This window comes from Ensifer sp. 2TAB8, from assembly GCF_052115125.1.
In the GTDB taxonomy this organism is placed as follows: domain Bacteria; phylum Pseudomonadota; class Alphaproteobacteria; order Rhizobiales; family Rhizobiaceae; genus Ensifer.
In genome coordinates this window covers 51,942-65,014 of record NZ_JBFRGB010000016.1, presented here as the reverse complement: position 1 = coordinate 65,014, position 13,073 = coordinate 51,942, and the positions used below count along the sequence as shown (strand labels likewise).

General features: G+C 62.6%; 10 protein-coding genes. All 10 read left to right on the top strand.

Annotated features, from left to right (window positions below):
* The first annotated feature begins 35 nt into the window (after positions 1–35).
* Entirely contained in the window at positions 36–1,268 is a 1,233-nt protein-coding gene (locus AB4Z53_RS23700; RefSeq protein ID WP_441597936.1) for an ABC transporter substrate-binding protein, read from the top strand.
* 150 nt (positions 1,269–1,418) lie between these two features.
* Complete coding sequence (locus tag AB4Z53_RS23695) at positions 1,419–2,525, top strand: ABC transporter ATP-binding protein (RefSeq protein WP_441597935.1); 1,107 nt, start codon at positions 1,419–1,421, stop codon at positions 2,523–2,525.
* Positions 2,526–2,558: 33 nt separating this feature from the next.
* A complete protein-coding gene (locus AB4Z53_RS23690) occupies positions 2,559–3,440 on the top strand; it encodes a polysaccharide deacetylase family protein (RefSeq protein WP_223729161.1) in 882 nt (293 codons plus the stop codon).
* A gap of 55 nt (positions 3,441–3,495) precedes the next feature.
* Positions 3,496–3,819: a hypothetical protein gene (locus tag AB4Z53_RS23685; protein ID WP_223730417.1), complete on the top strand. Its 324-nt coding sequence runs from the start codon at positions 3,496–3,498 to the stop codon at positions 3,817–3,819.
* A complete protein-coding gene (locus AB4Z53_RS23680) occupies positions 3,819–4,898 on the top strand; it encodes a CobW family GTP-binding protein (RefSeq protein WP_291160169.1) in 1,080 nt (359 codons plus the stop codon). Before AB4Z53_RS23685 ends, AB4Z53_RS23680 begins: the two co-directional genes overlap by 1 nt.
* A complete protein-coding gene (locus AB4Z53_RS23675; protein ID WP_441597934.1) occupies positions 4,895–6,115 on the top strand; it encodes an ABC transporter substrate-binding protein in 1,221 nt (406 codons plus the stop codon). The genes AB4Z53_RS23680 and AB4Z53_RS23675 overlap by 4 nt, the downstream gene beginning before the upstream one ends.
* A gap of 117 nt (positions 6,116–6,232) precedes the next feature.
* Complete coding sequence (locus AB4Z53_RS23670) at positions 6,233–7,597, top strand: amidase (RefSeq protein ID WP_441597933.1); 1,365 nt, start codon at positions 6,233–6,235, stop codon at positions 7,595–7,597.
* A 295-nt stretch (positions 7,598–7,892) separates the two neighbouring features.
* Positions 7,893–8,864 (top strand): helix-turn-helix domain-containing protein, encoded by a 972-nt coding sequence (locus AB4Z53_RS23665; protein ID WP_441597932.1) that lies wholly within the window; start codon positions 7,893–7,895, stop codon positions 8,862–8,864.
* A 201-nt stretch (positions 8,865–9,065) separates the two neighbouring features.
* Positions 9,066–11,105: a hydantoinase/oxoprolinase family protein gene (locus tag AB4Z53_RS23660; RefSeq protein WP_441597931.1), complete on the top strand. Its 2,040-nt coding sequence runs from the start codon at positions 9,066–9,068 to the stop codon at positions 11,103–11,105.
* Positions 11,098–13,053 (top strand): hydantoinase B/oxoprolinase family protein, encoded by a 1,956-nt coding sequence (locus AB4Z53_RS23655; RefSeq protein ID WP_441597930.1) that lies wholly within the window; start codon positions 11,098–11,100, stop codon positions 13,051–13,053. The genes AB4Z53_RS23660 and AB4Z53_RS23655 overlap by 8 nt, the downstream gene beginning before the upstream one ends.
* The last annotated feature ends 20 nt before the right edge of the window (positions 13,054–13,073 follow it).

The following is a 13,073-nucleotide window of genomic DNA, read 5'->3' as shown; positions in this document are numbered from 1 at the left end:
GCCTTCGGGGAACAACGAAAACTGGAGAAGAGACAATGCCTAGTATGGAACTCAATCGCCGCTCGCTCCTCAAACGCTCCGCCGGGATGATGGCGCTCGCGATCGGAGGCGGAACGCCATTCCTCTCCTCGCGTGCAGCCTTCGCGCAGGCGAGCGATCTTGCCAGTCAACAGCTGCGCACCATCGGCCTTTCGGTCACCGTGCAGGAACGCATCCTCGAGCAGTTCAAGGCGGCCGCCGGCGTCGGCGGCACGTCCGGCACCGCTGCCACGTTCCCGGACGCGCAGACGAAAATCCTCTCCGGCTCCAAGGATTACGATTGCTGGGAAATCATCGCCGAGCGCCTGCCTTCTATCGTCATGACCAACAATGTCGAGCCGATCCCGGCCTCGGCGCTGAAGAACTGGGCGAACATCCGCGATACCTTCACCACCGCCAGCGACAAGTGGGATCGCGCCGCGCAGATCGTCGGGCAGATCTGGACCGACGACAGCCAGGCCTCGCTCAACATGGTGCCGGCCGTCTACAACTACGACTCCATCGGCTATAATCCCGACGTTCTTTCGGCCGAGGAGGCCAATAGCTGGGCGGCGATCTTCGATCCGAAGTGGAAGGGCAAGTCCGGCATCAACACCGATCCGCTGATCGCGATCGGTCAGGCGATCATGGCGATGAACTCGCTTGGCCTTTCCGACGTCAAGAACCCCGGCAACCCGACCGCGGCTGAAATCGACGAGGCCGCCGCCTTCTTGATCTCCAAGAAGAAGGAAGGTCAGTTCCGCGCGCTCTGGGGCGATTTCGGCGAACTCGTCAACCTCATGGCATCGGGCGAAATGGTGGTCTGCGACGCCTGGCAGCCGGCCGTCATGGCGGTCAAGGCGCAGGGCAAGCCATGCCGCTATGCCGTGCCGAAGGAAGGCTATCGCGGCTGGGCGATCGGGCCTGCGATGATCGCCGGCACGACGAACAAGGAAGCCGTCATCGCCTATGCCGACTATTGGCTCTCTGGCGAACCGGGCATCACCGTTTCGGAACAGGGCTACTATTCGCCCTCGACCAACATCAAGAACGTCATGGCGCCGGAAAAATACGCCTTCTGGTACGAGGGCAAGCCCTGGGTCGGTGCTGCGGAGCGCGGCATCAAGGAAGGCGACCTGCGTGACGGCGGCTCGCTCGAGGAGCGCGCCAAGAACGTCGCCTACTGGCACCAGTGGCCGGATGAATACGACCACCTGATCCAGAAGTGGGACGAGTTCCTGAACGCCTGATCGAACACGCCGGGCGGCGCGCCGCCCGGCTTTTGAGACATGGCGCATGGCCCCGAGCGACCACCCGGTCGTCTCACATACGAACCGGTCGGGATGGCCGGGGCCATGCGCCGGATAGCCGCGATTTCAGACAAGCTCCGGAGAGCCACGATGATCTTCGACCTCGAACTCAACAATGTCGGCAAGGTCTATGACAACGGCACGCCTGCCGTGATCGACTTCAACCTGTCCGTCGCCAAGGGCGAGTTCATCGCGTTCCTCGGCCCCTCCGGCTGCGGCAAGACGACGACGCTCAGGATGATCGCCGGTTTCGAGGCGATCTCCTCCGGCGACATGCTGATCAAGGGCAAGCGGATGAACGACGTGCGGCCCGAGCATCGGCCGACCTCGATGATCTTCCAGAGCTACGCGCTTTTTCCGCACATGACGGTGCGCCGCAACGTCGGCTACGGTCTGGAGGTGAAAGGCATGGCCAAGGCGGAACGTGACGCGAAGGTCGACCGCATCCTGGCGACACTTGGCCTGGAAGACATTGCCGATAAGAAGCCCGACCGGCTCTCCGGCGGCCAGCGGCAACGCATCGCTCTGGCGCGCGGCCTGGTGGTCGAGCCCGACATTCTGCTGCTCGACGAACCGCTCGGCGCGCTCGACGCCAATTTGCGCAAGGCGATCCAGAACGAGCTCAAGCTGCTGCAGAAGACGCTCGGCGTGACCTTCATCTTTGTCACGCATGCCCAATCCGAAGCGCTTGCCCTGTCGGATCGGATCGTCGTCATGAACCAGGGGCGGGTCGAGCAGATCAGCCCGCCGCATCAGCTTTATACACGGCCGAATACGGCCTTCGTCGCCCAGTTCATCGGCAACAACACCATCTTCGATGGCGAGGTGGATGGTGCCTCCGGCGAGCGGGCTCTGGTGTCGACTGCCGTCGGCCAATTGTCCGGACGCGCCAATGGCGCCTTCGCCGGCCGGTCTCGCGTCAACATCGTCATTCCGGCAGAGGCGATCGAGGTTCACGCAGCCGCACGTGTCGACCGCGACCGTATCGCCGCGAACTACGGTGGCAACGTCGTCGGCGCCAACGTGCGGCGCTTCGACGTCGTCGGTCATGTTTCGCATCTGACGGCGGCACTTCCGGACGGACGCACCGTCTCGCTGGAGGCCCATGTCGACAAGTACCAGCCCGACGCCTTCCCCGTCGGTGCCGACATTCTTCTGAGCTGGCAGCCGGGCGAAGCAACCGTCATCCCAGCCTGACTTTTTGAACGAAAAACACGAAGGAGACATACCATGGCCAAGGAAATCCTCTGCAGCTTCGGCATCGACGTCGATGCGGTTGCCGGCTGGCTCGGATCCTACGGGGGCGAGGATTCGCCGGACGATATCTCGCGCGGTCTTTTTGCCGGCGAGGTCGGCAGTCCGCGGTTGCTGAAGCTGTTCGAACGTTTCGGCATCAAGACCACCTGGTTCATCCCCGGGCACTCGATCGAGACCTTCCCGGAACAGATGCAGGCGGTCGCCGATGCCGGACACGAGATCGGTATTCACGGCTACACCCACGAAAACCCGATCGCCATGACCCGCGAGCAGGAAATCGAAGTGCTCGACAAGTGCATCGAGCTCGTCACCAAACTGTCGGGCAAGCGGCCGACCGGCTATGTCGCCCCCTGGTGGGAGTTCTCCAACGTTACCAACGAGCTGCTGCTTGAACGTGGCATCAAGTACGACCACTCGCTGATGCACAACGACTTCACGCCCTATTATGTGCGTGTCGGCGACAAGTGGACCAAGATCGACTATTCGAAGAAGCCATCGGACTGGATGGTGCCGCTCACGCGCGGCAAGGAAACCGATCTGATCGAAATCCCGGCCTCCTGGTATCTCGATGATCTGCCCCCGATGATGTTCATCAAGAAGTCGCCGAACAGCCACGGCTTCGTCAATCCGCACGATATCGAGCAGATCTGGCGCGACCAGTTCGACTGGGTCTATCGCGAGATGGACTATGCGGTGTTTCCGATTACCATTCACCCGGATGTCGCCGGACGCCCGCAGGTTCTGATGATGCTCGAGAGGCTCTATGCCCACATGATCAAGCATCCGGGCGTGAAGTTCGTGACGATGAACGAGATCGCCGACGATTTCGCCAAGCGCTTCCCGCGCAAGAAATAACCAGCCCAAGGGGGCGGTTTGCCGCCCCCTTTAGACATTTTGAACGGACAGCATCATGTGTTCCCTTTGCGGCATCCTCGGCGGCAACGAACATTGGGCGGACGCCGTGGCGCGACCCGGTGTCTTCACCCGCAATGTCGAGCGGATAGATCGCCGGCGTGAACGCGCGAACCGTGTGCGCATCGCCAACACGATGCTTGCGCGCTTCGGCCTGACACTTGCCGATTGGCAAGGCGCATCCTTCGTGCTGTCGACGCGGACCGGCAAGAGCGAGATCATCGAGGATCTCGGCCATTTGTGGCCGGCGGCCGAACGGCTCTGCGGCCGGGTCTGCGATCCGCTCGATCCTGCCTTCATTGCCGTGGCGGAGGAAATGTGATGGCCGAGGAGATACCGCTGCTCACGCCCATCAACCTTTTGACCGGCTTCCTCGGATCGGGCAAGACGACGCTGCTGTCGCGGCTGCTTGCCGACCCGGCGCTCAGCGACGCCGCGGTGCTCATCAACGAGTTCGGCGAAGTCGGTCTCGACCACCATCTGGTCGAGCGTATCGACGACACCATGGTGCTTCTGCAGTCCGGTTGCCTCTGCTGCACCGTCCGCGGCGAACTCGCCGACGCCATCAGGGACCTGCATTCCAAACGCGAGCGCGGGCTCGTGCCGCCGTTCCGGCGGATTGTCGTCGAAAGCACTGGGCTCGCCGATCCATTTCCGGTGCTGTCAACGATCAAGGCGGATCCGGTATTGCGCCATCACTTCCGGCCGGGAAACGTCATTACCACGGTCGATGCCGTCAACGGCCTGACGCAGCTCGAAACCTACGTCGAATCCAACCGCCAGGCTGCGGTCGCCGATCGCCTGGTCGTCACCAAGTCGGATCTGACCGATGCCGGCACTGTCGCGGCACTGTCGGACAAATTGCGGATCATCAATCCGGATGCGCCACTGGTGCTGGCTGGCGAACCGGACATCGACCTTGCCGCTCTCATCGACGAACGGCCGACGTTGCGCGCGAACGGCCTGCAGTCGGCGAGCGGTTTTTATTGCGATGCGCCGACGATTCTGACAACGGCTGACGGTACCGCGCATGCCTCCGCAGTGACCTCATTCGTGATGACGGTCGAAAGGGCGGTGGATTGGACCGCTTTCGGCCTCTGGCTGACGATGCTCCTCAATCGCCACGGCGAACGGGTTCTCCGGGTCAAGGGCATCCTCAATATCGCGGGGGAGGAGCGCCCTGTCGCCATCCACGGCGTTCAACATCTGGTGCATACGCCTGTCCACATGGAGCGCTGGCCGGATGAGGATCGCCGCTCGCGCATCGTCTTTATCGTTGACGGTCTCGATGTCGGACTGCTCAAACGGTCGTTCGAGGCATTCGCGCTCGATCGGTCGCCCGCATTCGCCCCGGGTGTTGCCGAAGAACCGGTTTTGCAGGAACGCCTTTCGTCCCCATGAGCAAGCACAAGCCTGATCAATCGACCGTCGCCACGCCCGCCCTGCATCTGGCCGGGCGGCCGAAGCTCCGGGTGCTCGGTACGGCGATTTCCCTGCTTGAGGAACTGCGGCTGCGCGCCGAAGAGGACCTCGGCATTGAGGTGGTGTTCGACAACAACGACTTCCTCACGACCCAGCACAAGGCGGCGCAGGAGCCGGACAGCTACGACATCTACGACCAGTGCTTCCACAATCTCGACATTGTCTGGTACTGGCGGGCGATCCAGCCGATCAGCACCGGGCGGATTGCGCTCTGGGACGAAATCAACGATCTGACGAAGACCGGGCATATCGGGCCAAATGCGCGGCTGGGGCAGGGGGACGCGCCGGTCAAGAAGCTCTTCGTCCAGCCCAATCTGGAATTGGGCGATGCGCAGTCGACGTCGATCTCGATGTTGCCGACGACCCATAACTTCGACAGCTTCGCCTATCGCACGGATGTGGCGCCCAACGCGGTTGCTATGAACAGTTGGGCGGCACTGCTGGACGAGCGCTGGGCTGGTCGCGCCGCACTGGTCGACGAGCCGGCAATCGGTATCTTCGATGCAGCGCTCGCGGCTCAAGCCGCCGGCCTCATGAGTTTCGACAATATCGGCAGCATGAGTGTCGATGAGATCGATCGCCTGATCGGGCTTCTCGAGGAGCGCAAGAAGGATGGCTACTTCCGCGCCTTCTGGCGCACCGCGGAGGATGCGGCCCGCCTGATGTTGCGCGGCGAAACGGACATCCAGAGCATGTGGTCGACCGGCATCAACATCCTCAATGGCCAGGGTGTGCCGGTCGAGCAGGCAGTACCCGCCGAAGGCTACCGCGCCTGGCACGGGGGACTATGCCTCGCGCGCCATCTCTCCGGGCGCATGCTCGACGTCGCCTACGAGTATCTCAACTGGTGGATTTCCGGATGGCCGGGAGCCGTGGTTGCGCGGCAAGGCTACTACATCTCGACACCCGAGCGCTCGCGGGCATTCATGTCGGCGGCGGAGTGGGACTATTGGTATGGGGGGCTGCCGGCGGCGGAAGACCTGCCGGGGCCGGATGGCACGATCCGCATCAAGGCGGGCTCGGTGCGCAGCGGTGGCTCCTATTGGCAGCGCGCCAATTGCATTGCCGTTTGGAACACGACGATGGACGAACACAATTATCTGGTTCGTCGCTGGATGCAGCTTGTGGAACGATAACGCGTTTGCGGTTCTGGTGGAACTGCAGGAAACAACTTTATCGTTTTGTTTTTGCGTATTTATTGACGGAGTGTAACTCCTTGCCTTTCGAGAAATGCGCTATGGAAGGAGCCAATAATGCAGGATTTGGGCGAGCGCTCGATTGCGCAGCTTTCCGTCTTGTTACAATCCGGTGCGCTGGACCCACGCGCGCTCGCCGAATGGACGCTGGGACGGATACGGGACCATGCTGACCAGGCGATCTTCACGATCGTCACGCCTGAGCGGGCGATGCGGGAGGCCGAGGCATCGCACATGCGGCTTTGGTCTGGCCGTTCACTCGGCCTTCTCGACGGTATCCCGGTCGCCTGGAAGGATCTTTTCGCGATCAAGGGCCTGCCGACCACCGCCGGCTCGATCGTGCTGAAGGATGATCCGGCGGTCACTGAGGATGCGGCCGTCGTCGCTGCTCTCGACAAGGCCGGCATGGTCAGTGTCGGGCGGGTCAACATGAGCGAATTCGCTTTCTCCGGTCTCGGGCTCAATCCGCATTACGGTACGCCGCGCAATCCGCGCGCCGAAGACGTAGAGCGCGTGCCCGGCGGATCGTCCTCGGGCTCGGGCGTTGCGGTTGCCGCGGGCCTCGTGCCGGTCTCGATCGGCACCGACACCGGCGGATCCATCCGCATTCCGGCGGCGCTGAACGGCATCGTCGGTTACAAGGCGACACGCGGCCGCTATTCGATGCACGGGGTCTTTCCCCTGGCAAAAAGCCTCGATTCGCTTGGGCCTCTCTGCCGCACGGTACAGGATGCCGTCTGGGTTGATGCCGCGATGCGCGGGCTTTCCGCATCGGAGGTGCGCAGGGGCAGCCTTGAGGGACTTTCGATCGTCGTGCCGACCAATGTCGTGTTCGATGGTGCGGAAGACGGAGTGGTCGCGGCCTTCGAAGACGTGCTGTCGCGGCTCGAACGGGTGGGCGCACGGGTCAGGCGTCAGGCGTTTCCGGCTTTCACGCGCATCTTCGAGATCATGGCTGCGCACGGCCCCCTGGTGACCGCCGAAGCGTTCGCCCTGCATCGCTCCAGGCTTGAAGGCTCCGACGCCGCGTCCATGGACAGGCGCGTCGTTACTCGGGCTCGGCTTGGGGAAAAGATCGCACTCTCCGACTATATCGCAATCCTTGACGCCCGCGACCGGTTAATCGCCGAGGTCTCGGCGTCGGTCGGCCCGAGCGAGATCATCGCCTATCCGACGGTTGCGCACGTTGCGCCCCCAACGGCGCCGCTCGAAGCGGATGACGCCTTGTTTGTCGAGACCAACGCCAGGACGCTGCGCAACACATTGATCGGCAATTTCCTCGATTGGTGTGGCGTGTCGCTGCCCTGTGGCACCGGCGAAGCGGGTATGCCGGTTGGCCTTCTGCTCTCGGCTCTGCCGCACCACGATACGCATCTTCTATCCGTGGCGCTGGCTGCGGAAGAGGTGGTGTGTGCGGGCTGATACCGGTGGACTGGCGGGCTTTTGCACTACGCCCACCGACAAGAGCGAGCGCACTTTGCGACTAGCCGGGCCACCGAAGCCGTAGTTAACTGACCCTACAGCGCAACGCGCCTTATGAGATGGGCAAAGGTCGCTGTAGCATTTTGCAGGAGATCCTCGCGAAAGCCTCACGCGCAAGACACGAAAGATGTCGCGAAACGAAGGCCGGTGGGATCGGAGAACGACCGAGATCGGCAGCGCTTGGCACAAAGGGAACAGCCGCGCGACGGGCCGTTGGACTTGATGGGAGCTTCGCATGGACGTGAGTTATTCCACGGCAGGCACCGCTGCGTTCGAACGCAAGCGTTATTGGGACGAGGCCGTGTCGAGCACCTATTTCCCGCTCGACCTGCGTTTCCAGAACGCGCAGGAGTTCTCCGGCGAGCTTAACGTCTGGGATCTCGGTGCCGTCTCGCTGTCGCGGCTGGAATCTGATGGTCTGCTTTATCGCCGACAAAAACGGCATCTTCTGCACGAGCGTGAGGAGAGCTACCTGATCACGGTGCCGGAGAAGGCGGAGATCAGTTTCGAGCAGAGCGGCAAGGCCGTGACCTGCAAACCCGGCGCCTTCCTGGTCGAGCGCAGCCATCTGCCCTATGAATTCAGCTATAGTGCGAAGAACACCCTTTGGGTGCTGAAAGTGCCGATCGTCGCGCTGCGCCCCCGCGTGGGCCTGCCTGAGCGCATTGCCTCGCTGAGCTTCGATTCCACCCGCGGCACCGGTGCCCTCTTCGTCGACATGATCCGCCTGATTGCGCCGCGGCTCGTCGAAATGGACGCATCGGCTCGCGACATGACCGGCAAGCACCTCGTCGACATCCTGGCGATGTCGCTGACATCGGACGAGCGCATGCTGATGTCCGATGCGACATCGGTTCAGCTCGGCCACCTTCACCGTGTCGAAGGCTTCGTGCGGGCCAATCTCGCCAGGGCTGATCTTGGACCACAGACCATTGCCGAGGCGTGCGGTATCTCGGTGCGCTATCTGCACCAGCTCATGAAGCAGCAGGGGACCTCCGTCTGCCATTGGATCCGGCTGCAGCGGCTGTTGCGTTGCGACGAAATGCTTCGGGATCCCGCCTGCCGCAAGCTGGTTTCAGAGATTGCCTATGCATTGGGCTTCGGCGACCACGCCCAACTCAGCCGCCATTACAAGGCGCATTTCGGTCTCAGCCCGACCGAGGCACGCGAGCGATACCTGATGGCGCGCACCGTCGCGACAGGGTGATCAGGACAGCAAATCCAGCCAAAGTGCGCCGCGGTCTCGCGCCTGGAATTGCGTGAAAACAAAGAGATAGAGCGTTTCCAAGAACTTCTTCCTGAACGGAAACGCTCGCAACGACCACCAACACTGCAGCGCTTGCCGCGGCCGCTTTCGGCCGACGGCGAAGCCTTGCCCGATTTCTACTTTCGAGACAGGAGACGGAACTTGCAGAACCTTCGTGTAGCGGTCGATGTCGGCGGCACCTTCACCGACATTTGCATCATGGACGAGACGACGGGTCTCATCCGGGTAGAGAAGACTTCATCCTCGGTCGATCCCATCGATGGCATCATGTCGGGTGTGGAAAAGGCTGGCATTGATCTCAAGAAGGTGGCGCTGTTTTCGCACGGCACCACCGTTGCCACGAACGCCCTGATCACGCGGCGGCTGCCGCGCACGGCCATGGTCTCGACGAGAGGCTTCCGCGACGTCATCGAGATCCGGCGCGCCAACAAGGAAGACCTCTGGGATACCTACAAGGATGTCGTTCCACCCTATGTGCCCAGGCGCGACAGGCTCGTTGTTTCGGAGCGCGTCGATGCGCAGGGGGAGGTCGTGACGCCGCTCGACGAGGAGGAAGCCCGCGAGGTCGCCCGTATCCTCAAGCGCCGCAACGTCGCCGCCGTCGCGGTCTGCTTCATGAACGCCTTCATGAATGGCGAGAACGAGCGGCGGATGAAGGAGATCCTGATCGAGGTGATGCCCGGCGTGCCGGTCTCGACCTCGTCGGAAGTGCTGCCGGAGATCTTCGAGCACGAGCGCTTTTCGACCACCGTGGCCAATGCGGCACTGAGCCCGGTGGTCGTCGACTATACCTCCAGGCTCGGCAAGCGCCTTGCCGCGGACGGCTACCAGCGCGACCTCCTGCTGCTCCATACCGGCGGTGGCGTGATGACGCCGAAGAGTGTGGAGGACTTCGCCGCCCGGCTCGCCGGATCCGGTATCGCTGCCGGCGCGATTGCCAGCAAATACATCGCCGAACTCTGCGGCTTCAAGAACTCGATCGGTCTCGACATGGGTGGCACGTCGACCGATGTGTCGCTTGCCTATGATGGCCAGTCGCGGGTGACGAAAGACTGGTTCATCGAATTCGGCTACCCGATCCGCTTCTCTTCGATCGAGGTGCTGACGATTGGTGCTGGCGGCGGATCGCTTGCCTGGACGGATGAGGCGGGTTCGTTGCGCAACGGCCCCCAATCGGCCGGCGCAAACCCGGGTCCGGCTTGTTATGGCAAGGGCAACAAACAGCCGACCAACACCGATGCCAATGTCGTCCTCGGTCGCCTGGGCACCAGTCTGGCCGGGGGCAAGATCACGCTTGATGCGGGGCTGGCAGAGGTTGCTGTCAAGGAGGGCGTGGCCGAGCCCTTCGGTCTCGGTGTGCACGAAGCCGCGGACGCGATCATCCGTGTCGCCAATGCCAACATGTCCGATGCCGTGCGGCTAATCTCCATCAGCCGCGGCTATGACCCGCGCGACTTTGCGCTCGTCGCCTTCGGTGGCGCAGGCGCGCTTCACGGGGCGGCGATTGCGCGCGAGCTCTCGATCCCCGCCGTTATCGTGCCGCCCAATCCCGGTGTGACCTCGGCGCTCGGCTGCCTGCTCGTCGACATGCAGCACGACTTCTCGGAGAGCTACCTGAAGGCGGCGGCCGATGCCGATCCTGCGGCGATCGAGGCAGCCTTTCTCCGCCTCGAAAAGGAGGCGCTCGATCGGCTTGCCCATGAGGGCGTCGCTGAAAAGGATGTCGTGCTCCAGCGCAGCATCGACATGATGTATCTCGGCCAATGGCGGTCGCTCGCGGTTTCCGCCTCTTCGGGCATGACGGAGATAGCGACGCTCGTCGAAGCCTTCCATCGCGAACACGAACGCGAATACAACTTCCGCCGCGACGAAACGCCGGTCAGCCTCTTCCGCATCAATCTGAAGGCGATCGGCTTGGTGCCGAAGGCGACGCTCGCACGCCACGAGCCGACGGGCATCGTGCCCGAGCCGAAGACGCGGCGCATGGTCTGGTTCGATGGCGAACGTGGCCTGGATACACCGGTCTACGAGCGCGAAACCCTGCCGGCCGGGCTTGTTCTCGCCGGGCCCGCCATCGTCGAACAGCTCGATTCCACGGTCGTCATTCCACCGGACACACGCGCCGAAGTCGACCAGTTCCACAACATCATCATCCGTATCGAAGGTGAGAAGAATGTCTGAACTGCAGAGCCTTGACCCCGTAACCTTCGAGGTGCTGAAGAATTCCTTCATCACCAGCGTCGACCAGATGGCAGAGCAGATATTGAGGACCTGCTATTCCTTCGTCATCTACAACCGCGATTTCTCCAGCGCGCTGCACGATGCCGAGGGCAATTCGGCTGCACAGGGAAACCAGGACATCGCGGTGCATGTCGGCACGCTACATTTCACCTGCAAGGACGTCATCCGCGCCTTCGACGGCGACATGCATCCGGGCGACGTCTATGCCATCAATGATCCTTACGCCGGCGGCACGCATTTCAACGACGTGCGTCTGATCCGTCCGATTTTCGTCGACGGCCGTATCATCGCCTTCAGCCAGTCTAACGGCCACTGGTCGGACCTCGGTGGCAGCGTGCCGGGCTCCTTCGACGTGGCAGCGAAGGAAATGTTCAAGGAAGGCATGCGCATCACGCCTATCCGCCTCTTTGATCGCGGCCGGTTCTGCAAGGACGTCGCCAACCTCATCGCTTCGAACACGCGCGATCCGGCCTCGATCATCGGCGACATTCACGCCCAGGCGCAGGCGACGCAGGTCTGCGAACGCGAAATCCTTCGTCTGGTCGGCAAATACGGTGAAGGCACCGTGAAGCAGGGCCTCGGTGCCGTGCAGGACTATGTCGAACGCGCCATGCGCCAGCGCATCGCAGCGCTGCCCGACGGGACCTGGGAAACGCAGGACTTCATCGACCGCGATCCGGCCGGCAGCGAGGGCATGATCCCGATCAAGGTCAAGCTGACGATCAAGGGCGACCGGGCGATCTACGATTTCACCGGCAGCCACCCGACGATCGGGTCCATCTACAATTCGGCCTTCGGCGCCACCTTCTCGGCGGTCGCTGCGGGCATGAAGACGTTCTTCCCGGACCTTCCGCTCAACAGCGGCTTTTATCGCGTCTTTGAGATCATCGCCCCGGAAGGTTCTATCGTCGATGCGAAATGGCCGGTGGCGGTCACCGGCTTCCTGATGCCCTTCGAGAAGATCATGAACGCGATCTACGAGATCTGGTCGAAGATCATTCCGGAGCGGGCCATCGCCTGCGCCTTCAACCTCGAATATCTCCTGACCGGTGGGCGCGATGCCCGGGCGAAAGAAAAGCCGATCTTCATGTTTTATGACTGGCTGCCCGGTGGTTGGGGCGGGCGCAACGGCAAGGACGGCTGCAATGTCACCACCGCCTGCTTCGGCACGGGACTGATGGCCCAGCCGGTGGAAGGACAGGAAAGGGCGAACCCGATCCTGACGACCGAGTTCGAGGTGCTCAAGGATTCTGCCGGACCAGGCAAATGGCGGGGCGGAGCCGGGGTGCTGAAGACTTCGCGCATGCTCGAGGCGGAGAGCACGGTGATCTCCTATATCTGCGACCGCGAGAGGGCGATCGTCTGGGGTATCGAGGGCGGCCTGCCGTCGATACCGCACGGGCTGACGCTGACGCGCGCGGCGAGCGGAAAAAAGGAGTGGCTCGGCGCGACCTTCTCGGATGTGGCGATCGAACCAGGCGATGTCTTCTCCCGTCCGACCGCCGGCGGCGGTGGTTTCGGTGATCCGCTGGAACGCGATCCGAAGCGCGTGCTGGAGGATGTCATCGACAACTATGTCTCGGTCGAACGCGCAGCCAAGGACTACGGCGTCGTCATTCAGCCGATCGATCCGGAAATCTGCACCTATGAGATCGACAAGGATGCGACCGTTGCCTTGCGTCGGCAGATCCGCGCCGAACGCAACGATTGGCTGGCGGCTGATCCGGAGGATGTCTCCAGGCGGTTCAAGGCCGGCGACATCGATGCATTGGACGCCGTGCGTCGCTACGCGGTCATCCTCGACTGGGACAGCGGCGATCTGCTGCCGGTCTCCACCGATCAGTTCCGGGAGATGTATCGCAAGCGTTCGGCGGCTGCCTGGCAATAGTGTCGAAAATGGCTGGCGGG